The organism is Streptomyces mesophilus (genome assembly GCF_040300965.1).
Classification (GTDB): domain Bacteria; phylum Actinomycetota; class Actinomycetes; order Streptomycetales; family Streptomycetaceae; genus Streptomyces; species Streptomyces mesophilus_A.
Genome location: NZ_JBEPEW010000097.1, coordinates 1 through 22,236 on the forward strand (window position 1 = coordinate 1; position 22,236 = coordinate 22,236).

At 69.5% G+C, this 22,236-nt stretch carries 16 protein-coding genes and 1 pseudogene; 14 read left to right on the forward strand and 3 right to left on the reverse strand.

What is annotated here, in order from left to right:
- The 5 genes and pseudogenes from ABT367_RS27960 to ABT367_RS27980 all read left to right on the forward strand — a co-directional run.
- A pseudogene (locus ABT367_RS27960) lies at window positions 1-294 on the forward strand (elongation factor Tu); the annotation flags it as partial.
- A 300-nt stretch (window positions 295-594) separates the two neighbouring features.
- Window positions 595-1,626 carry an ABC transporter permease gene (locus ABT367_RS27965; RefSeq protein ID WP_434975553.1) on the forward strand — a complete coding sequence of 344 codons (1,032 nt, stop codon included), beginning with the start codon at window positions 595-597 and terminating at the stop codon, window positions 1,624-1,626.
- Window positions 1,623-2,564 (forward strand): carbohydrate ABC transporter permease, encoded by a 942-nt coding sequence (locus tag ABT367_RS27970; protein ID WP_352255926.1) that lies wholly within the window; start codon window positions 1,623-1,625, stop codon window positions 2,562-2,564. The genes ABT367_RS27965 and ABT367_RS27970 overlap by 4 nt, the downstream gene beginning before the upstream one ends.
- Before the next feature lie 71 nt (window positions 2,565-2,635).
- On the forward strand, window positions 2,636-4,285 hold the full coding sequence (locus ABT367_RS27975) for a hypothetical protein (protein ID WP_352255928.1): 1,650 nt from the start codon (window positions 2,636-2,638) through the stop codon (window positions 4,283-4,285).
- The gene (locus tag ABT367_RS27980; protein ID WP_352255930.1) at window positions 4,285-5,463 is read left to right on the forward strand and encodes a Gfo/Idh/MocA family protein; all 1,179 of its coding nucleotides are present in this window, start codon (window positions 4,285-4,287) and stop codon (window positions 5,461-5,463) included. The genes ABT367_RS27975 and ABT367_RS27980 overlap by 1 nt, the downstream gene beginning before the upstream one ends.
- Before the next feature lie 86 nt (window positions 5,464-5,549).
- Here ABT367_RS27980 and ABT367_RS27985 read toward each other — a convergent pair whose 3' ends face one another.
- Entirely contained in the window at window positions 5,550-6,329 is a 780-nt protein-coding gene (locus ABT367_RS27985; protein ID WP_187816214.1) for a DeoR/GlpR family DNA-binding transcription regulator, read from the reverse strand.
- Between the two features lie 136 nt (window positions 6,330-6,465).
- On the opposite strand from ABT367_RS27985, the gene ABT367_RS27990 reads away from it, so the two are divergent.
- Complete coding sequence (locus ABT367_RS27990; RefSeq protein WP_352255966.1) at window positions 6,466-7,350, forward strand: SIS domain-containing protein; 885 nt, start codon at window positions 6,466-6,468, stop codon at window positions 7,348-7,350.
- A gap of 21 nt (window positions 7,351-7,371) precedes the next feature.
- On the forward strand, window positions 7,372-8,241 hold the full coding sequence (locus ABT367_RS27995) for a class II fructose-bisphosphate aldolase (protein WP_352255932.1): 870 nt from the start codon (window positions 7,372-7,374) through the stop codon (window positions 8,239-8,241).
- Between the two features lie 190 nt (window positions 8,242-8,431).
- Here the strand turns inward: ABT367_RS27995 and ABT367_RS28000 are convergent, their stop codons facing one another.
- On the reverse strand, window positions 8,432-9,706 hold the full coding sequence (locus tag ABT367_RS28000) for an ROK family transcriptional regulator (protein WP_352255934.1): 1,275 nt from the start codon (window positions 9,704-9,706) through the stop codon (window positions 8,432-8,434).
- 173 nt (window positions 9,707-9,879) lie between these two features.
- On the opposite strand from ABT367_RS28000, the gene ABT367_RS28005 reads away from it, so the two are divergent.
- The 5 genes from ABT367_RS28005 to ABT367_RS28025 are packed head-to-tail and all read left to right on the forward strand — an operon-like array spanning window position 9,880 to window position 17,014.
- Complete coding sequence (locus ABT367_RS28005) at window positions 9,880-11,178, forward strand: ABC transporter substrate-binding protein (RefSeq protein ID WP_352255936.1); 1,299 nt, start codon at window positions 9,880-9,882, stop codon at window positions 11,176-11,178.
- Between the two features lie 43 nt (window positions 11,179-11,221).
- Window positions 11,222-12,166, forward strand: a complete 945-nt coding sequence (locus ABT367_RS28010) for a carbohydrate ABC transporter permease (RefSeq protein ID WP_352255938.1) — start codon at window positions 11,222-11,224, stop codon at window positions 12,164-12,166.
- The gene (locus ABT367_RS28015; RefSeq protein ID WP_352255940.1) at window positions 12,163-13,074 is read left to right on the forward strand and encodes a carbohydrate ABC transporter permease; all 912 of its coding nucleotides are present in this window, start codon (window positions 12,163-12,165) and stop codon (window positions 13,072-13,074) included. The genes ABT367_RS28010 and ABT367_RS28015 overlap by 4 nt, the downstream gene beginning before the upstream one ends.
- The gene (locus ABT367_RS28020; RefSeq protein WP_352255942.1) at window positions 13,071-15,170 is read left to right on the forward strand and encodes a hypothetical protein; all 2,100 of its coding nucleotides are present in this window, start codon (window positions 13,071-13,073) and stop codon (window positions 15,168-15,170) included. Before ABT367_RS28015 ends, ABT367_RS28020 begins: the two co-directional genes overlap by 4 nt.
- Window positions 15,171-15,184: 14 nt before the next feature.
- Complete coding sequence (locus ABT367_RS28025) at window positions 15,185-17,014, forward strand: RICIN domain-containing protein (RefSeq protein ID WP_352255944.1); 1,830 nt, start codon at window positions 15,185-15,187, stop codon at window positions 17,012-17,014.
- Between the two features lie 112 nt (window positions 17,015-17,126).
- Here the strand turns inward: ABT367_RS28025 and ABT367_RS28030 are convergent, their stop codons facing one another.
- Window positions 17,127-18,956: a coagulation factor 5/8 type domain-containing protein gene (locus ABT367_RS28030; protein WP_352255946.1), complete on the reverse strand. Its 1,830-nt coding sequence runs from the start codon at window positions 18,954-18,956 to the stop codon at window positions 17,127-17,129.
- 314 nt (window positions 18,957-19,270) lie between these two features.
- Between ABT367_RS28030 and ABT367_RS28035 the strand changes: the two genes are divergently transcribed.
- The gene (locus ABT367_RS28035) at window positions 19,271-20,374 is read left to right on the forward strand and encodes a DUF1996 domain-containing protein (RefSeq protein WP_352255948.1); all 1,104 of its coding nucleotides are present in this window, start codon (window positions 19,271-19,273) and stop codon (window positions 20,372-20,374) included.
- A gap of 92 nt (window positions 20,375-20,466) precedes the next feature.
- Window positions 20,467-22,215, forward strand: coding sequence for a discoidin domain-containing protein (locus ABT367_RS28040; protein WP_352255950.1), 1,749 nt, complete (start codon window positions 20,467-20,469; stop codon window positions 22,213-22,215).
- Window positions 22,216-22,236 lie beyond the last annotated feature (21 nt).

The window sequence follows — 22,236 nt, forward strand, 5'->3', positions numbered from 1 at the left end:
GGCAGCGTGGAGCCCGCGCGCCGGTTCCGTGCGCAGGTGTACGTGCTTTCCGGCCGTGAGGGCGGTCGTACGACGCCGCTCACGACCGGTTACCGGCCGCAGTTCTACATCCGCACCGCGGACGTGGTCGGCGACATCGACCTCGGGGACGCGGCGGTCGCGCGGCCCGGGGACACCGTCACCATGACGGTCGAGCTGGGACGTGACGTACCGCTGGAGTCCGGCCTCGGCTTCGCGATCCGCGAGGGCGGACGCACGGTCGGCGCGGGGACGGTGATGGAGGTCCTCGGATAGCCGCTGGGTTCCACTGCCCGGCTCGCGTACCGGAATACCGGTACGCGAGCCGGGCATCCCTCGTCACCTGCGCGAGCTGTGCGCGAAAATGTAAAAAAGAAAGATCCTTCGAGCATCTCTTGTCATCGAGTGTTTTCAGGCTGCAAGATTCCCATGGTCGCGCAGCCCGGAGACCCCGGCGTCGCAGTGGCCCTGGTTTTCCGCGCACGGCAGGCATGCGTGCATCGGCGTCAGCCGCCTCATGCCCCGTTGCGCCACCCCACGTCCCCACCGCACTCCCACTCGACGCAGGAGGTGAATGTGCCGACAGCTGCGTCCGCTTCGACCCGCTCGGACACGTCAACCCCTCAAGTTCCGCCCCCCACGGGGCACTCGGCGCGCAAGCCGGCACCACCCGCCCGCGGCGGGAAGCGGGCGCCGACCGTCCGCAAGCCGCTGCGTGCGCGGCTGAAGCGGGACCGCGCCCTGCTGCTCCTGTGCATCCCCGGCGTGCTGTACTTCGCCGTCTTCTTCTATCTGCCGCTGGCCGGCAACACGATCGCCTTCCAGGACTACCAGCCGTATCTCGGGTTCAAGGAGAGCCCGTTCGTCGGCTGGACGAACTTCACGGCCCTCCTGGAGCAGCCCGAGTTCTGGTCCTCCGTCTGGAACACCCTGGAGATCACCGCCGTACAGCTGCTGCTGTTCTTCCCGGCGCCGATCGCGCTCGCGCTGCTGCTCAACTCCCTGATCAGCAACCGCACACGGCGGTTCATGCAGACGATCGTGTACCTGCCGCACTTCCTGTCCTGGGTCGTGGTCGTCGCCATGTTCCAGCAGGTCTTCGGCGGCGCGGGCACCATCAGCGGCTACCTCGCCGAGCACGGCATCGGGGCCGGCAACCTGATGACCAACCCGGACACCTTCACCTTCCTGCTCACCTCGCAGATGATCTGGAAGGACGCCGGTTACGGCGCGATCATCTTCCTCGCGGCGATGGCCTCCATCGACAACGGCCTGTACGAATCGGCCGCGATGGACGGGGCCGGCTGGGCCCGCCGGATGTGGCACGTCACGCTGCCGGGCATCCGCCCCACGATCGTCCTGATGCTCATCCTGCGGCTCGGCGAGATCCTCTCGGTCGGCTTCGAGCAGATCCTGCTGCAGCGCGAGGCGGTCGGCCCGGACGCTGCCGAAGTCCTCGATACGTACGTCTACTACCACGGCGTCGTCGACGGCGACTGGGGTATGTCCACCGCCGCCGGCCTGATGAAGGGCGTCATCGGCTTCGTTCTCATCGTCGTCGCCAACAAGGTGGCCCACCGCCTCGGAGAGCAGGGGGTCTACCGATGACCACGCCCGCCATCAGCCTGTTCAAGCGCAGCACCGACCGGTTCACCGCGCGAACCGACGCCCGCCCGCCCTGGATGGAGCGCCCCACCTGGTACGGCCAGGGCCTCAAGGTCCTCGTGCTCGGCGCGATCGTGGTGGCCGTCGGCTACCCCTTCCTCATCGCGCTCGGCACCAGCCTCGCGGGCAAGGAGGAGATCGCGGCCAACGGCGGGTACGTCATGTTCCCGACGGAGCCGACACTCCAGGCGTACGAAGCGGTCCTGTCCGGGGGAGTGGTCACCCGGGCCGCCCTCGTCAGCATCGGCGTCACCCTGGTCGGCACCGCGCTGAGCCTGCTGTGCACGATCGCCCTCGCCTACGGCCTGTCCCGGCCCGGGACGGTGGCCGGCAAACCGATCCTCTTCCTCGTCCTCGGCACGTTCCTGTTCACGCCCGGCATCATCCCCGTCTACCTGGTGGTGGACCAGCTCGGCATGATCGACAGCTATGCCTCGCTGATCGTGCCGATCATGCTCAACGCCTTCAACATCGTGGTCGTCCGCGCCTTCTTCCAGGGCATCCCCGACGAACTCCACGAGGCGGCCCGCCTGGACGGCGCCGGTGAGATCACCATCCTGTGCCGCATCGTGCTGCCGCTGTCCAAGGCCGTGCTCGCGGTGGTCGGCATGTTCTACGCGGTGTCGTACTGGAACAACTTCTTCAACGCCATGCTCTACATCAACGACGGCGCGAAGCTCCCGCTCCAAATGGTGCTCCGCTCCTACGTGTTGCAGGGCGACACCATCAACGAGTCGGCCATGGGCGTCTCCAGCCTGCCGCCGTCCAGCGCTACGCAGATGGCCGTGCTGCTCCTCGCCATCGTGCCGATCATCGCCGTCTACCCGTTCCTGCAGCGGCACTTCACCAAGGGCGTCCTCACGGGCGCGGTCAAGGGCTGAGCCCCGCCCCTCACCGAGGCCCTCCCGCCTCACCCCAAGATCTCCCCGCACCCACAAGGAGTTCCCCACCCATGTCCTCCTCCCTCAACCGCCGCGGCTTCCTCGGCGCCGCCGGCCTCGCGGGCCTCACGGTCGCCGGCGGCTCCCTGCTCACGGCCTGCGGCTCCGGCGCCGCGTCAGGCAAGGGCGGCGCCGCCAAGTCGGCCAAGGTCAAGCTGCCCACGTACATCGCGGCGAACGTGGCCGCACCGGATCTCGCGGGCAACGCCGACGGCCTCGACCCGGCGTATCTGCGCTATCCGAAGAAGCTGGTGAAGTCCGTCGCGAAGACCCCCGGCGACGGCAAGCCGATCACCGCGCTCACCGAGACGTTCACGACCGCGCCGCCGGCCATGGGCCGCAACGCGTACTGGCAGGAGCTCAACAAGCAGCTGGGCTCCGAGTTCCGGATGACCGTCGTCAACGGCCTCGGTGACGAGGACGTCTACCGCACCAAGCTCAACGCCCTCACCGCGAGCGACGATCTGCCGGACCTCGTGTGGTTCCCGCCGAACCAGGGTCTGAAGAACGTGCCGCAGCTCCTGGAGGCCCGCTTCCACGACCTCACGTCGTACCTCTCCGGCGATGCGGTCAAGGCGTTCCCGAACCTCGCCAACATCCCCGACTTCGCCTGGAAGACCGCCGTCATCAACGGCAAGATCTGGGGCACTGCCGTGCCGTACGGCCGCTTCGGCCAGGTCTATGTGGCCAACTCGGACTTCTGGAAGCCCGTCGGCGGTGTGCGCTTCGACGACGCGGAGGACTTCCTGGCCAAGGGCAAGGACCTGCTCGACATCAAGCGCAGGAAGTACGTGCTCGAACCGGCCTACGTGAACCACGTGCACATGTTCAGCCAGTGGTACGGCGCTCCCAACTGGTGGTCCCTGAAGGACGGCAAGCTGACCGCCCGATACGAGACCGAGGAGTACCTCGCGGCGATCGAGTTCGCCCTCAAGTGCCGGCAGGCGCAGCTGTTCTGGCCCGACCCGAACCTGCGCACCACGCTCGAGAAGATGGGCGGCGGATACCTCGGCGCGCACGTCCAGTCCTTCCCGGGCCTGCTCAGCGACACCAAGATGTACGACTGGCCGATGGAGGTCATCGTGCCCTTCGCCGCCGAGAGCGGCGCGAGCCCGAAGTACAACCTCGGCATCGGCTCCGTCGGGTTCGTCGGCATCAGCAAGAAGGCCGACAAGAGCCGCATCAAGACGCTGCTCGCCGTCATGGACTACCTCAACGCCCCCTTCGGCAGCGAGGAGCGGCTGTTCCTCGGCAACGGCATCGAAGGCACTCACCACACCCGGACCAAGGACGGCGACGTCACGCTCACACCCAAGGGCGAGGGCGAGGCGCTGACCACCTTCGACCCGCTGCAGTTCCTCGGCAACACCCCGGAGACCCTCTACACCCCGGGCAAGCCGGAGGTCACGCGCTCCATCCACGAGACGCAGACCGAACTCCTGAAGATCGCCCAGGCCGACCCGACCATCGGCTTCTACTCCGACACGTATGCCGCGAAGTGGCAGTCCCTGCGCTCGGAGCTCGAGGACGACATCAAGGACATCGTCGCCGGGCGCAAGCCGCTGTCCACGTACAAGGAATCGCTGAAGAAGTGGCTGCGCGACGGCGGTGACGCCATCCGCGGCGAGTTCGAGGACGCCATCGCGAAGGGCTCGAAGTGATGACCGACGATCTCCGTATCGGCGTCATAGGTCTCGGCCTGCGGGCCAGCATCGCCGACGCCGCCCACCGGCCGGGCCGCGGCTCCGTGGTGGCCGCGGTCGCGGACACCGATCCGGCCGTACGCGCGGGAGTCCCGGAGCGGTACGAAGGCGCCGCAGCCGTCGGCGACTACCGCCGCCTCCTCGAGGACCCGGCCCTCGACGCCGTCATCGTGGCCACCCCCGACGACACCCATGAGGCCATCGCCTGCGACGCGTTGAGCGCCGGCAAGGCGGCCTTCGTGGAGAAGCCGCTCGGCATCACCACCGAGCAGTGCGACGAGATCCTGCGCACCGCGTACAAAACCGGCACCCGGCTCTACGTCGGCCACAACATGCGGCACATGGGTGTCGTGCGCACCATGCGCGACCTGATCGCGCGCGGCGACATCGGGGAGCCGAAGACGGTCTGGGTACGGCACTTCGTGTCGTACGGCGGTGACTACTACTTCAAGGACTGGCACGCCGACCGTCGCCGCACCACCGGACTGCTGCTCCAGAAGGCCGCCCACGACATCGACGTGGTGCACTGGCTCGCGGGCGGTTACACCAGCCGGGTCAACGCACTCGGCGACCTGATGGTCTACGGCGACCTGCCCCGCCGTGCCCCGGACACCCCGCGGCCGGACGGCTGGCTGAAGGAGTTCGACTGGCCGCCGACGGCGCGCAAGGACCTGCACCATGTGGTCGACGTCGAGGACGTCTCGGTGATGAACATGCGCCTCGACAACGGGGTCATCGCCGCGTACCAGCAGTGCCATTTCAGTCCCGACTACTTCCGCAACTACACGGTCATCGGGACGGAGGGCCGTCTGGAGAACTTCGGCGACCGACCCGGCGACGAGATCCGCGTCTGGAACACGGGGCCGAGCGGCTACCGCGCGGACGCCGACGCGGTGCACCGCGTCCCGGCGGCCGACGGTTCGCACGGCGGCGCGGACGGCCGGATCATCGACGAGTTCTGCCGCTTCGTCCGCGAGGGCGGGGTCACCGACACCTCACCGGTCGCGGCCCGGATGAGCGTGGCCGCGGGCGAACTCGCGACGCGTTCGCTGCGCGACGGCGGCACGCCCTACGACGTCCCGCCCCTGGACGCGGACCTCGTCAGGTACTTCGACACCGGTCAGACGACGGCTTGAGGGCCGGCGCGGCCCGGGAGCGTGACTGCTCCCGGGCCGTCCGCCTCGTGGCACTGGGCAGGACGTGGCGTGCCTCGCGCCGGCCGTCAGACCGTGAGGACTTCCACGCCCGCCTCGGTGAACTGTGCGGCGGACTCCGGCGACAGGCCCGTATCGGTCACCAGGACGTCCACCTGCTGGGTCGTGCAGATGCGGGCGAAGGCGCGCTCGCCCAGCTTGGTGGAGTCGGCGGCCACCACGACGCGCGCGGCGTGCTCGCACAGCAGCCGGTTGATACCGGCCTCGCCCTCGTCGTGGGCGCTGGCGCCGTGCTTCACGTGGAAGGCGCCCACGCCGACCACCGCGACGTCGAGCGCGATCTGGTCGAGGACGCCGTCGGCGAGCGGGCCGACCAGCTCGTAGGACTGGGGGCGGGCCACACCGCCGGTCACCACGATTTTGAACTGGGGCCGGACGGCCAGCTCGCTCGCGATGTTGAGGGCGTTGGTGACGACGGTCAACGCGGGTGCGCCGTCCGCGAGGTCGGGCCGCAGGGTCAGGGCGCGGGCCACCTCGGTCGTGGTGGTGCCGCCGGTCAGGCCGACGACCTCGCCCGGCGTGATCAGACCCGCCACCGCCTTGGCGATGCGCTCCTTCTCCGAGACCTTCCGCGCCGTCTTGTAGCGCAGCGGCAGCTCGTACGACACCCCGTGGACGAGGGCGCCACCGCGGGTGCGCACCAGCATCTGCTGCTCGGCGAGCTGATCGAAGTCGCGCCGGATGGTCGCGGCGGATACGTCGAGCTCCTTCGCCGCGCCCTCGACGTCCAGGCGGCCGCGCTCCACGAGTAGTTCCAGGAGTGCCTGCCAGCGCGCCTCGCGTGACATCCACAGCCTCCCTGTCGGTCCGTCGATGCGTGACACGCACCGTCCGGGACGACCTTAACGCACAGCTCGATGCTTGATTATGTTTGAAATAAGGCCTTATCTTGCAGGAACAATCATTCTGATGAGCGGAGTCGGCGTGAGCCACATAGAGACGGAACTGAACAGCCAGCCCGACTGCTGGCAGCGCGCCGCCGAGGCTGCGGCCGGGCACGGGCCGGTGCTCGGCGCACCGGGGGAGCGGGTCGCCCTGGTGGGCTGCGGGACCTCGTACTTCATGGCGCAGTCGGTGGCCGTCCTGCGTGAGAGCGCGGGCCTGGGCGAGACGGACGCCTACGCCGCATCCGAGTACCCGGTGGGCCGCACGTACGACCGGGTGATCGCCCTGACCCGGTCCGGTACCACCACCGAGGTGCTCGAACTGCTCGCGCGGCTGCGCGGGAGCGCGCGGACGACCGCGATCACCGCCGACCCGCGCACACCCGTGATGACGGCAGCGGATGACGTGGTGGTGCTCGACTTCGCCGACGAGGAGTCGGTGGTGCAGACCCGGTTCGCCACCACCGCGTTCACCCTGCTGCGGGCGCATCTGGGCCTGCACACCCCCCAGGCCGTGGCCGACGCGCGCGTGGCGCTGACCGAGCCGCTGCCCGAAGGGCTCGTGGAGAGCACCCAGTTCAGCTTCCTGGGGCAGGGCTGGACCAACGGCCTCGCTCAGGAGGCGGCCCTGAAGATGCGCGAGGCGTCACTGTCCTGGACCGAGGCGTACCCGGCGATGGAGTACCGCCACGGGCCGATCTCCATCTCCACCGACGGCACGGCGACCTGGATGTTCGGTGCGGCGCCGGAGGGTCTCGCCGAGCAGGTTCGGGCGACCGGGGCCCTGTGGATCGAGGGGACGCTCGATCCGCTGGCCGAACTGGTGCGGGCCCAGCGGCTGGCCGTGGCGGTGGCGGCGGCGCGCGGTCTCGACCCGGACCGGCCGCGGCATCTGACCCGTTCCGTCGTGCTCGCCTCCGCCTGACCGGCCGGAAGGGGGACTTCGATGCCACTCGCCACCACCGGCGCACTCGTCGCCGAGGCCGCGGCCAAGCAGCAGGCCGTGGCCGCCTTCAATGTCATCACCCTTGAGCACGTCGAAGCGGTCATCGCGGGCGCCGAGGCAGCCGGATCGCCCGTGATCCTTCAGGTCAGCGAGAACGCGGTCGCCTTCCGGCAGGGGCAGTTGCTGCCCCTGGCCCGGGCCGCCGTCGCCGCCGCGGAGTGCGCCTCCGTGCCGGTGTCCCTGCACCTCGACCACGTCAAACGCGACGACCTGCTGAGGCAGGCCGCGGCTGCCGGGTTCAGCTCGGTCATGTACGACGCGGCTCATCTGCCGTACGAGCGGAACGTCGCCGCCACGAGGGCCGCCGCGGACTGGGCGCACTCCCAAGGCCTGTGGATCGAGGCCGAGTTGGGCGAGGTGGGCGGCAAGGACGGCCGGCCGCCGCTGGACCCGCACGCACCCGGTGCGCGCACCGAGCCCGGCGAGGCGCGGGAGTTCGTCGCCGAGACCGGAGTCGACGCGCTGGCCGTCGCCATCGGCAGCTCGCACGCGATGACCGAGGCCACGGCGACGCTCGACCACGCGCTGCTCGCCGCTCTGCGCGAGGCGGTCAAGGTGCCGCTCGTCCTGCACGGTTCGTCGGGCGTCCCGGCCGGCGAACTCGCCCTGGCCGTCACGGGAGGTATCGCCAAGGTGAACGTGGGGACGGCGCTGAACGTCGCCATGACCCGGGCGATACGCGACCACCTCGCCGAGCACGCCGCGGTGGTGGACCCCCGCAAGTACCTGGCCGCCGGACGTGAGGCGATGGCCGCGGCGGTGACCCGGACGATCGGGGTGCCGGCGCGGGCGGGTACCACCGAAGGCTGAGCTCCTGAGCGGTCACTCCCGGGTTGACCGGCCAACTCTCGGTCGGCCGGTCAACACGCCCGTACCGAGCGGGTGTTGACCGGCCTCATGTCAACCGCATGGAGCCAACCGCGTATCAACCGGGCGCTGCCATCCGCGAACCAACCGGGTGGTGCCAACGATGCATCACCCGGGCGCTGCCATCCGCGTATCACCCGGGTGTCGCCATCGTCCCGCCCGGATCCTGGTACACGAAGTCGAGCGAGGAGTGGGCGCCGCCGCGCGCCGCCGCGCTGAACCCGAGCGTGGAGGCAAGGACGGTGCAGCCGCCGGCGTCGGGGGCCACGACGCGTGCGGTGAGCTCGCTCTCCACCTGCGCGATGAAGTGGTCGCCGAAGTAGGCGAAGTAGCCGCCCAGGACGATCGCCCGGGGATTGAGCACATCGGCCAGTACGGTCAGTCCCAGGCCGAGGCCGTCGGCGATCTTGTCGAGCGCGGCCCGGGTGGCGGGCTCATCCGCGTCGGCGCGGCGCCGGAGCTCCGCGAGGCGCTGCTCCAGGTCCACGCTCGGATCGCGTACGGGGTCGTCGGGTGCGGCCGCGTGCTCGAGCAGGGCGTTGAGGCCGACCATGGTCTCCCAGCAGCCCTGCCGCCCGCAGGCGCACGGCTTTCCGCCGGGGGCCAGGCGCATATGGCCGATCTCGCCGGCGAACCCGGCCGATCCGCGCAGCAACCGGCCGTCGGAGATGATGCCGCCGCCTACGCCGGTCTCGCCGGTCACATAGATCAGGTCGTGGATGCCGGCCTGCGCGGCGACCAAGTACTCGGCCACGGCGCCGAGTTTGGCGTCGTTCTCCAGCTGGACGGGCGGGCAGCTGCGGCCGAGCCGCTCCCGCAGACCGCCGACCACATCGACATCCCGCCAGCCGATGTTCGGCGCGTAGGAGACGACCCCGCTGTCGCGCTGGATCACGCCCGGCGCGGCGACCGTCACCGCGACCGCCTGGGCCTTACGGGCGTGCAGCGTCCGGCGGGTGGTGCGGATCGCCTCCGCCGCCCGGTCGAGGACCGCGTCCGGACCGGCGGCCCGCGCGTCGAGCGTCAGGCGGTGTTCGGCGGCGACCTCGCCCCGCAGGTCGAGGGCGATCAGATGGACGTAGTCGGCGCTGATCTCCAGGCCGATACCGCACACGGACCGTCCGTCGATCTCGAGGGTGCGGCTCGGGCGGCCGACGGCCCCGTCGCGCGCCGAGTCCCCTTCGCGTACGAGGCCGCGCTCCACCAGCTCAGCGACCAGGTTGGTGATCGTCGCCTTGGGCAGACCGGTCTCCGTCGCGATCTGCGTGCGCGGCCGCGGTCCCGCGTCGCGCAGCAGACGCAGCACCAGACCGAGATTGGTCCGGCGCAGCGACGCACGGTCGCGTGCCGTGGACGATCCGTCCCCGCCCACTTTCCGTACGTCCGATCTGGGTGGATCTACGTTCACTTGGCCCCTCTTCGCGTACTCGCCGGTACTCCCGGTCAACGTACGCGAACGGTCGGCCCCCGGCGAGAGGCCCTTGATCATCGGCAGAAAGTTTCCTGCCCCGGCCTGTTGACTAGGAAGTATTAATTTCAGATTCTAGTCGAACTAATCGAGCTCGGCGATGGAGACGATCGATGAAGGTGCGCGGCGCGAAGATGACCGCAGCGGCGGTCGGCGTGATGCTGGTCATGGCCGGATGCGGATCCGGCGACGATTCCGCGAAGGCGGGTGGCAAGGTCACGCTGGACTTCTGGGGCTGGGCGCCTGGTTACGAGAAGGCCGTCGAGGAGTTCAACAGGACCCACCCCGACATCAAGGTCGACTTCCAGAAGACCGCGCCCGGCTCCAAGGGCGGCTACACGAAGATGCTCACGGCGGCCAAGGCCGGCAACGCGCCCTGTCTGGCGATGGTCGGCTACGAGACGATGCCGAGCTTCGCCGCCGCGGGCGCACTGCAGGACGTCACGGAGCATGCGGCGCCGCACAAGGGCGAGTTCGCGGACTGGACGTGGAACCAGGTCACCATCGCGGGCAAGACGTACGGCGCACCGGTGGACACCGGCCCGATGGCGCTGTTCTACCGCAAGGACCTGTTCGAGAAGTACGGCATCGACAAGCCCCCGGCCACCTGGGCCGAGTACCGGGCCGCCGCGGAGAAGGTCCACAAGGCCGATCCGGACGTCTACTTGGGCGGCTTCGGCACCGACTCCTACGGCTACTCGGGTCTGGCCTGGCAGGCGGGTGCCAAGTGGTTCGGCACCACGTCCGACGCCTGGAAGGTCTCCGTCGACAGCGAGGCCAACACCAAGGTCGCCGACTACTGGCAGGGTCTGCTCGACGACAAGCTGGTCAAGCCGGTCGTCAGCTTCGACTCCTCGTACTACAAGTCCGTGTCCGAGGACAAGATCCTCTCCGATGTCAACGCCGTCTGGAACGCGCCGATCCTCGCCTCCAGCCTCAAGGGCCAGTCCGGCAAGTGGGCCGTCGCGCCCATGCCGGTGTGGGACGCCGCCAAGCCGGTGGACGGCAATGTCGGCGGCTCGTCCACGGCGGTCATGAAGGGCTGTGAACACCCGGAGCAGGCCACCGAGTTCGCGATGTGGCTGAGCACGAACAAGAACAGCCTCAGCACGCTCATCAAGGAGACGGGGATCTACCCGGCGGCCACCGCGGGACTGAGCCACCCGGCGCTGTCCGAGCCCAACTCCTTCTACGGCGGCCAGAAGATCTTCGACGTCTTCAAGGACGCCAGCGGCCGGATCGACACCGACTGGCAGTGGGGCCCGACCATGACGAAGACCGCGACCGACCTCGCCGACGGACTCGGCGGCACCGGCAAGGGCGGCACCACGCTGCCCGAGGTCCTTGCCGACGTGCAGAAGAAGACCGTCGACGAGATGAAGAGCCAGGGCATCAACGTCACCACCGACTGACCCAGGGCATCACGTCCCCACCGAAGGACCGGAGCACCACACCGTGACCACCTACGCCCACCGGGTGAAGGCGGCCGGCGCGCCGGGTGGCCGCACCTCGCGGCACACCCGGCGGCGTGCGCGGACAGCCCTGCTGTTCCTCGCGCCCTTCGCCGCGCTGTTCCTCTGCATGTACCTCGCGCCCATCGCGTACACGCTCCATCAGAGCCTGTTCCAGCAGGAGCGTGACGGACTCGGCCTCGCCGAACCCACCACGACCTTCTCGGGGCTCGCCAACTACGCCCAGGCGCTGGGCGATGCGGGCTTCCGCGATTCGCTGATACGGGTCCTGCTGATCGGCGCCGTCCAGGTGCCGCTCATGCTCGGCACGGCCCTCGGGCTCGCGCTGCTGCTCGACGCGCGGCGGACGATGTTCAAGCGGTTCTTCCGCCTGGCGTACTTCCTGCCGTACGCGCTGCCCGGAGTCATCGGCGCACTGATGTGGTCCTATCTGGTGTCGCCCGAGCTCAGCCCGATCACCGCGCTCGCCGACGGCCTCGGATTCCGGCTCGACCTGACCGCCGACGGCCTGCTCGGCCCGGTCGTCGGCAACATGCTGACCTGGGGCTGGACCGGCTACAACATGCTGATCATCTACGCGGCACTGCAGGCGATCCCGGCGGAGCTGAGCGAAGCGGCCAGGATGGACGGCTGCTCGGCGTTCGGCATCGCGTGGCGCATCAAGATCCCGATGGTGCGGCCCGCGCTGGTCCTGACGACCGTGTTCTCCATCATCGGCACCGCGCAGCTGTACAACGAGCCGGCGATCCTGCGCACGGTCGCACCCAACCTGAGCAGCGACTACACACCAATCTTCGCCGCGTACAGCGCGGTCAACTCGGGCAACTTCCCTTACGCCGCCGCCCAGTCGGTGATTCTGGCACTGCTCACCCTGGTGCTCTCGTTCGGCTTCCTCAAGCTCGTCCAGCGCAAGGGAGCGGACCTGTGAGCCAGACACTCGTGCGTCCGCGGCCGCAGGCCGACGCAGCGCCGCAGCCGGGGATACGGCAGTCCAAGCCCGTCCAGCCGAAGTCCCGTTGGCTGGTGCTCGGTGTGATGGGGCTCGCGGCGGTCTACTTCCTGCTGCCCGTCTGGTGGCTGATCGTCTCGGCCACCAAGACGAACTCCGACCTGGTCTCCACGAACGGCTTCTGGTTCGGGGACTTCGCCCTCGCCGACAACCTGCGCCAGCTGTTCGAGCGCGAGGGCGGGATCTTCCCGCAGTGGCTCCTCAACACCGCGGTGTACGCGGTCGGGGGCGCCGCGGTCAGCACCCTGGTCTCCTCCCTCGCCGGGTACGCACTCGCCAAGTACGCCTTCTGGGGGCGGGAGTTCAGCTTCAACGTGGTGCTCGCCGCGGTCCTCGTACCGCAGCCGCTGCTCGCCATCCCGCTGTATCTGATGTTCTCGCAGGTGCACCTGGTCAACACCTATTGGGCGGTGCTGCTGCCGAGCATGGTCAGCCCGTTCGGGGTCTATCTCGCCCGCATCTACGCGGCCGCGTCCGTACCCGACGAGGTGATCGAGGCCGGACGGATGGACGGAGCCGGCGAGCTGCGGATCTTCTTCACCATCTCCATGCGGGTGATGGCGCCCGCACTGGTGACGATCTTCCTGTTCCAGTTCGTGAGCATCTGGACCAACTATCTGCTGCCCGTCCTGATGCTGGCCGACGACAAGCTCCAGCCGGTCACCGTCGGCATCGTGAGCTGGCAGTCCCAGCAGGGCCTCGGTACGGCCGCCCCGTACAACATCATCATCACGGCCGCCCTGGTCTCGGTCATCCCGCTGGTCGTCCTGTTCCTGACCCTGCAGCGCTACTGGCGGTCGGGTCTCAACGCCGGGAGCATCAAGTGACGTCCCGCAAGCCGCATATGACGGCTCCTACGACACAGCCGACGCCCCACGCACCGAGGGCCCGCTACCACCTGCGCTACCAGCTCCGGCCCGGCGACGACCTGGCCGAGCGTGCCGGGCACCTGGCCAAGGTGTGCCAGGAGAACGAGGTCGCGGAAGTCGTCCTGCTGCTCGGCGCCGAGGAGGCGTACACCGGTCATCTGGCCGGAGCGGAGGAGGACACCTGGTTCGCGGCGGCGGCCCAGGCGCGCGAAGTCCTGACGGGCGCGGGCGTGGAGGTCAGCCTCAACCCGTGGGTGACGGTCGGGCATGCGGACCGCGGCCGCAGGGACAGGCTCGGCTTCGCCCCCATGGTCTCGCCGAGCGGTCAAGTGGCCGCCGCCCAGGCCTCGTTCGCCTGCCCGCAGTGGCGCTCCTGGCTGTACGCGCACTACGGACGCTTCGCACAGCTCGGCTTCCGGGTGCTGTGGGTCGAGGACGACTTCCGATTCCACAACCACGCCCCGCTGGACTGGGGCGGCGGCTTCGAGCCGCTCATGATGGAGCGCCTGTCACGGCTGGTGGGGGAGGAGGTCACACGCGAGGAGGCGGTCGCCGCCGTCACCGCGCCCGGCCGACCGCATCCCTGGCGCGCCCTGCTCCAGCAGGTCTGGCGTACCGCGCAGCTCGAAGTCGCGGAAGGTCTCGCTCAGTCCGTACGGGAGAACTCCGCCGGACGCGGCCGGCTGGGCCTGATGAGCTCGATGCCGGCCCTGCACTCCGTGGAGGGACGCGACTGGGACGCCCTGTTCACCGCGTTGTCCATCGGGGAACAGGTCACCCAGCGGCCGCACTTCGCGCCCTACTCCGACACCCCGGGCCGGAGTCTGACCTCGGCCGTGTGGTCCCTCGAGGCGCAACGCGCGCTGCGCCCGCCGTATGTGGCCTGCGAGCCCGAGATCGAGAACTGGCCGCACACGGCCTGGTCGAAGTCGGACACCCAGACCTGGTCCGAGATGGTGACCGCGCAGCTCTCCGGCGCCGACGCCCTGCTGCTGAACGTGCACCCCAGCTCGGCCGGGCGCGCCGAACAGTTCCCGCGCATCGACCGGCTCCTGAGCCGCTCACGGCCCGCCCTCGACTGGGTCGCCGGGCTGCGCCCCGAACAGTCCGCCGCCCTCGGCATCGGGCTGCCCTGGAAACCGGACACCGCCTCTCACCTGCGGACCACCGGCGGGAGCTGGCAGGACCTTGAGGCCGACCCCGCGCGGACGGCGGACTTCCTGCTCGGCTACGGCGTCCCCGTCACCGCTGAACCAGCCCCCGTCCAGGCGCTGTTCGGCCGGGCCGTCGACGCCTTCGGCGACGACGAGCTGCTCGCGATGCTCGGCGGCGGGCTGCTCCTGGACGGGGTGGCCGCGCATCTGCTCACCGAGCGCGGCTTCGCCGCCCTGCTCGGGGTGCGGGCCGGCAGGCTGTACGCCCGGGAAGAACCGGCACGGCCCGGCCCTTACGCGGCCGAGCGGATCACGGCACTCGCGGGCGCGGGCGCGGACGAGGGCGAGTACGTGAGCGTGGACGTACAGCCGGCGCTTGCCCGGCTCGCACCGGTCCCCGGCGCCCAGGTGATCACCGAGATCCTGACGCCGGACGAGGGCCACTGGGGCGCGGGCCGCTGCCACTACGTGAACGCCCTCGGCGGACGTGTCGCGGTCCTCGCCGCGACGGCGCCCGACCGACTCGCCCGCAGCGACCGGGGGCAGCGCCTGCTCCACGCCTCGGTGCGGTTCCTGGAGGGCGATCACCCCCGGCTCCCGCTGATCGACGGCGCACCCCATCTCATTCCGCAGCTGTCGCAGACGGGCGACACGCTCCGGCTCGCGATCGCCAACGGCAGCGCCGATCCCGCCCATCCGCGTATCGGCCTGCCCCACGCCCCGGACACGGTGCGCGCCACCTTGCTCGCGCCGCTGGCCGACCCGGTCCCGGCCGCCATGACCTCGGCAGCCGGCCCCCTGCACCTCGAGCCCGCTCTGCCGCACCACGGCCGGCTGGTCCTCGAGTGGCGTACCGCCCTCGGGTGGTCGCCGGTTCGATCCCCCTCCCCCCTCTCCTGAATCGAGGAGTACCTGTGTCAACTCGTATGTCCGCTCGTACGAGAGCACGGACGGCCGGCGCGTTCGCCGCGGTGGCCGCCCTGATGGCAGGTGCGGCGCTGTCGTCGCCGACGGCAGCCGCCGCCGAAGACGATCCGTCGTACTCGGTGAATGTCGGGCAGATCGGCACCTGGACCAACCCCGACGACACCCCCGCCGCCACGTACATCGACAAGGACGGCTCGTTCCACTACCAGTCCGCGCACGCCCTTTACTCCGCGACCGACCCGCGCAAGTGGTCGTTCTACACAGGCGCCGACTTCGACGCGGCGAAGCTGGACACCAAGGTCAGCAGCGCCGTCAACCCGGCCGACGCACGTGACCGCAACGACGACACGACCTGGCGCTGCAACAACAGCCCCACCGGCCGTGAGTCCACCTACGCGCCGGACACCTCGCACTACGCGCAGAAGAACTACTGCGACCTGATGGGCGTGTGGGTCGATCCGGACACGGGTGACTGGTACGGCCTGGTGCACAACGAGTTCACCCCGGAGCCCTTCGGCGACGGGCTGCACTACGACGCGATCGACTACGCCGTCTCCAAGGACCAGGGCAGGACCTGGGACATCAAGGACCACGTCCTGACCTCGCCGTACAGCACCAAGCGCGGGGACAACGAGGCGTTCCCGCACGACCTGTACCACTACGGAAACGGTGACGCGCGGCTGTTCGTCGACACCGCGTCCGGCTACTTCTACGTCTACTACAACTCCCGCGCCATACCGAAGGGCGGCGTCTCCGGCGGCTGGACCGACGGCAGCCGCGGCCATGTGGCGCGCGCGCCGATGTCCGCGAAGATGGCGCCGGGGTCCTGGCAGAAGTGGTACGACGGCGCCTGGTCGCAGCCCGGGGTCGGCGGCAAGGAAAGCAACATGGAGCCGGTCGACGCCGACAACCCCAACGGCTACACGCCGGTCGAGAACGACTACGACCCGGCGAGCGACGGCAATGTCGCCGAGCAGGTGGCGGCCGGTGAACTCCCCGCCAAGTCCGACCTGTTGACGATGAACATCGCCTACAACGCGTACCTGGGCCTGTACATCGGCACGCCCGAGGCGATCGTTCAGGACAGCAGCGAGTCCCAGCGCTTCTACGCGACCGACGACCTGTCCACGCAGAAGTGGAAGCTGATCGGCGACACCGGCGCCTACAAGTCGGGGTCCTGGTACCGCTGGATGCTGGACTCGGTGAACAAGACCGGCTCCACCATCGTCGGCAAGAACTTCCGCAACTACTGCTCCTGGCAGTGCTCGGGCGGCGGCAGCGGCGAGTACTACAACACCGCGATCGAGACGGACACGCCCGCCGCACCGGTCGAGTCCGGCGCTACGTACACCATCGCCAGCGAAGGCGGTCGCGCCCTGGCCCAGGCATCCCGCGGCTCCGGTTCCACCTCCCTGTCCGCCGCCGGCTCCGCCCGCAGCAAGTGGACCTTCACGTCCAACGGTGACGGCTCGTACCGCATCGCCAACGCCGCCACCAAGCAGCTCCTCGGCGTCGACTCGGCCAGGAACGCGGGCCGCGCCTGGGGCGCGGACCCGACCGTGACGGCGGCGCCCAAGGGCGGGCCCAGCGTCGGCCAGCAGTGGTTCGTCATCCGCAACACCACGACGGACGGCGCGCCCACCGACACGTACCGCCTGGTCAACCGCTACAGCGGCCTGGTCATCGGGATGTCGTCGGACTCGGACCGCCTCGTGGAGACCACGCCGACGCGCGCGTGGACGGACACCACGGGCAACGCGGTCGGCGGCGGGCGCACCGCCACCGAGCAGACGCTCACGCTCACGCCCGCGAACTGAGCCTGCTTCGGTCCGGCTGAGTCACACACCCTCACGCGCGTGCCGTACGGCGGTACGGCACGCGCGTGAGTCATGTCCGGGAGCGGCGGCTCATCCGCACACGGGTGGCCCGTCAGGGATACGACACCACCGTGGACGGGACCGTCGACGTGCCCGAAGTCGGGGCCCCCGTGTCGTTGATGACGTGTTCGTACTGGCCGTTTCCGCCGAGTGAGACCACGAGCAGACCGTGGAAGCGCACGCCCGGCGTGACCGGAGCAGCGAAACCATGGTGCTGCACGATGCTCGGGTCGACGTTGTAGTAGCAGTAGCTGCCCAGGCCCCAACCCTCGTGCTCCGTCACGGAGTCGGCCACCTTGTACGCCGCGTACCCCTTGATCGAACCGTTCTGGATCGCGGCCTGATTCGGTGCGTCGTACGCCTTCTCGTTCTGGAAGAAGACGGTGCGGCCGCGCTGCCCGTACCACTGGACGTCGTACTTGTTGAAGTGCTCCACGAACAGACCGGTGGCCAGCACGTCATCGCCGTTGACCACCAGGCCGTAGTCGCAGCGGTTGGTCTCCCAGCCGACTCCTTCGCCGTGGTCGGCGCGCCAGATCCAGGTGTGGTCGACGATCGTGTGGCGGGCGTTGACGACCATGCCGCAGGTCGCCTTGCCCGCGCCCGCGCCGCCGACCCGGATGAACACGTCCTGGACCGTGATCGGGTCCGCCGAGTGGTCGGCGGACGCGCCCTGCGGTCCGACCTCGATCAACGTGGCGGAGTTGACCGGCCCCGCGTCGATCAGGAAGCCGGCAAGGCGTACGCCGCTGACGTCGGCGACGGTCAGGGCCGTGGCGCCGCCGTCGGGGATGAGCGTCGCGTAGCCGAGACCCAGGACCACCGTGCCCGCGCGCTCCACCCTTATCGGCTGATCGACGTGGTAGATGCCCGGGGTCAGGAGCAGGTGCAGGCCCTGGGCGAGCGCCTGGTTGAGCGTGGCCGCCGAATCGCCCGGACGCGCCACGTAGAACTGCTCCAGCGGCAGCGAGGTGCCGCGCGGGGTGCCCGACCCCCAGCTGACCCCGCGGGCGCCGGTGCGCTTCTCCGGCAGGAACACGCGGTACGCGCTGCCGTCGAGGTACAGGAACGGCTTCTCGCGCGAGACCGGGGTGGTGTCGAGCGTGGTGTACGGGGGGTTGGGAAAGCTCTGGGCCGGGGCGCCCTCGACGCCGGAGAACACCATGTTCCAGACCGCGTTGACCCAGCCGCCTACAGAGCTGTCGCGGGTGTACCACTGCTGCTGCGAGTACGGTCCGACCTGGCCGTCGATCCGGCTGTCGGCGATATAGCCGCCGCTGGCCCAGCCGTACCCGTCGGGCGCGAGGTTGAGGCTCCCGCGCACATGCATCCGGCGGAACGGCGCGGCCTGGGACACCGCCCAGCGGTTGGTGCCGTTGACCGGGACGAGGGCCAGGTTCTCCGCCGAGCGCCAGAAGTTCTGGGTGGCGTTGCCGTTGAACCAGCCCGCGTCGACCGTCACATCGCCGTTGATGGTGGTGTCGTCGGGGGAGAGGCCGAGACCCGCTATCGAGGTGTAGAAGCCGAGTTGGGCGTTGAGGCCGTTGTACGTACCGGGCTTGAACAGCAGGGCATAGCGGCCGGTGCCGAACTGGGCGGACTCCTGTGCGCGGAAGATCTCGTCGAGCCTCGCCTGGATGCCGGGCGTCGACGGGTCGAAGACGATCACGTTCGGTCCGAGGTCGCCGCCGCCGGGCAGGTCGCGCCGGGGCTTCGCCGCACGTGAGGATGCGGACGCGGATGAGTGGGCGGGTGCCGCAGCGGCCCGGCCGGTGGTCGCCGACAGGACCGCGGCGGTGGCGGCGGCGCCCAGGACGGTGCGTCTGCCGACCGATGAACGGTGCGACGGCTCTTGGGGGTTGAGGGGGGTTGTCGAGGACATGGGCGGCTCTCCTGGTTCATGAAATGAACGAGCAGGGGTGGGGGAGCGCTCTCCGAACGAGCATGCTTCAGGTGCGATGAGCCCGCGTCAAGAGGGGCGCAGCACGTTCCGGCGCCTCAGCAGCCGCATCCTCAACACATCAGGCAATGAAGGCAGTTGAGGAGCGTGCTGATCCTTCCGTCCGATCTCTTGACACCGTACGCGGCCACCTCAACACTCCCGCAGTGGGAGAGCGCTCTCCCGCTTTCCCCGTGAAGGCGCAACCCGGGTGAGAACCCGACCCCCACCGTCCTTCCATCCACCAGGAGGTCTCCATGCCACGGAGATCGAAAGTCCTCTCAGGGAGTCTGATCGCCGGCGCCCTGTTGCTCACCACGCTCGGAATAGGCGGTGTCGCGTCCAGCGTCGACGGCCCGCCGGCGAGCGGTGCGGCGCCGGCCGCCGCCCCCATGGCGGGGGCCGCCCACGCCGGTCACAAGACGGCCGCCTCGACGCGCGCCGCGGCGGACGACCCGGACGGCGACGGCTACATACCGGCCGAACCGCCCGTCACCGGAGTCGAGCCGTCCACCAAGGAGCCGCCGCACCGCTACTTCCACGAGTTCCAGGCCAACTGCTCGGTCAGCCACACCCGTCCGGACGACCCGATCGTCTATCCGCAGCAGCCCGGCAAGTCCCACGACCACACGTTCATGGGCAACACCACGACCGACGCGGCCAGCACCACGGCCTCGCTCTCCGCGGGCGGCACCAAGTGCCTGGCACCCGGCGACAAGTCTGCGTACTGGATGCCCACGCTGCTCGACGGCGACCAGCCCGTCCTGCCGATCGGACCGCAGGTCATCTACTACAAGGCGGGCGTCACCGACTACACCAGCGTGCGGCCCTTCCCCAAGGGGCTGCGCTACGTGGTCGGCAGCCCGCTGCAGAGCCGGGAGGAGTTCCGCGCGCACAAGGGGTTCGTGGAGGGCTGGGAGTGCGGTGACAGCTTCTTCAACACCGACTTCCCGACCGACTGCCCCGAGCGCGAGGACGTCCAGGTCAATATCCGTTTCCAGGCGCCCAGTTGCTGGGACGGCAAGTACCTGGACACCCCGAACCACCAGAGCCATATGGCGTATCCGGTGGTGAACCCCGGGACGAACAACAACATCTGTCCGGCCACGCACCCGGTCGCGCTGCCGATGATCGAGTTCAAGATGGCCTTCCCCGTCAACGGTGATCTGTCGAACGTGCGGCTCTCGTCGGGCGAGGCCTGGTCGTTCCACTACGACTTCTTCAACGCCTGGGACGACCGCACCCTCAAGGCCCTCGTCGACCACTGCGTCGTCGGCGGCCTGCAGTGCGACGCGCGCGGCTACGACCAGACGCACCCCGAGGCCGGGGCCGCCCTGAACGAGAACTACGAGTTGCCCTGAACCGGGCCGGCCCGGGCACCACGCCCCCCGCCGCTCCCGGGCCGGCTCCCGCGGCACCCCCCAGCACCCGCATCCGTACCGGAGAGGCAACGATGATCCGACCCCGAACTTCCGTGCGCCGCATGGCGGCGCCGCTGACCGCCGGCGTACTCGCCGCCGGCGCACTCGTCCTGCCCGCCCAGAGCGCCCACGCCGCCCCGAGCGTGGTGAAGGTGACCGGCGGCCAGGGAAACTGGCAGCTGACCGTCGACGGCAGCCCGTACCAGGTGAAGGGCCTCACCTGGGGACCTTCGGTCGCCGACGCCGACCGCTACATGCCCGACCTGAGATCGATGGGTGTCAACACCGTCCGCACCTGGGGCACCGACGCCTCGAGCAAGCCCCTGTTCGACTCGGCGGCCGCCCACGGCATCAAGGTGATCGCCGGCTTCTGGCTGCAGCCCGGCGGTGGCCCCGGCAGCGGCGGCTGCGTCAACTACCTGACGGACACCGCGTACAAGAACCAGATGCTCGACGAATTCCCCAAGTGGGTCCAGGAGTACAAGGACCACCCGGGCGTCCTGATGTGGAACGTCGGGAACGAGTCGGTGCTCGGTCTGCAGAACTGCTACAGCGGCGACGAGCTGGAGGCCCAGCGCAACGCGTACACGGCCTTCGTCAACGACGTCACCAAGAAGATCCACGCAGTTGACCCGAACCACCCCGTGACCTCCACGGACGCCTGGGTCGGAGCCTGGCCCTACTACAAGCGCAACGCACCAGACCTGGACCTGTACGCGGTGAACTCCTACGACGCCGTGTGCGAGGTCAAGTCCGCCTGGGAGCAGGGCGGGTACAGCAAGCCGTACATCGTCACCGAGGGCGGACCCGCGGGCGAATGGGAGGTGCCCGACGACATCAACGGCGTGCCCGAGGAGCCCACCGACCGCGCCAAGGCCGAGGGCTACACGCGTGCCTGGAACTGCGTCAAGGACCACCAGGGCGTCTCTCTCGGCGCCACGCTCTTCCACTACGGACTCGAGTACGACTTCGGCGGCATCTGGTTCAACCTGCTGCCCGCCGGCGAGAAGCGGCTCTCGTACTACGCGGTGAAGCGTGCGTACGGGGCCGACACCTCGGGGGACAACACCCCTCCCGTGATCGGCCGGTTCGACGTCGAAGGCGATGCCACGAAGGTCGAGGCGGGACGTGACCTCATGCTCGCCACGCAGGTGACCGACCCCGACGGCGACGCGCTGACCTACGAGGTGCAGGTCGGCAGCAACTACATCGACCAGAACAAGTACCTCACCACCATGCCCCACACCGACCTCGGCGGCGGACGTCTCAAGGTCACCGCACCCGACAAGCCCGGTGTCTGGAAGGCGTACGTCAAGGTCAAGGACGGCAGGGGCAACGTGGGCGTCGAGACACGATCGGTCAAGGTCGTGCCGCCGACACCGGGCGGCACCAACGTGGCACTCGGCAAGCCGGCCACCGCGTCCTCCTTCCAGCAGAGCTACGGCGACTGCCCATGCCCGGCCTCGAACGCCGTCGACGGCGGTGCGACGACCCGCTGGGCCAGCGACTGGAGCGACCCGCAGTGGCTGAGCGTCGACCTCGGCGCGCGCACCACGTTCCGGCATGTCCAGCTCGTCTGGGAGGCCTCGTACGCGAAGGCGTACACGATCCAGACCTCGGACGACGGGCAGAACTGGCAGACCGTGCGCGAGGTGACCGACGGCAACGGAGGCGTCGACTCGTTCGACATCTCCGGGACCGGCCGCTACGTCCGCGTGCACGGCACCGCTCGCGGCACCGGCTGGGGCTACTCGCTGTACGAGTTCGGCGTCTACAGCTGATCCGTACCCACCTGTCCGGCC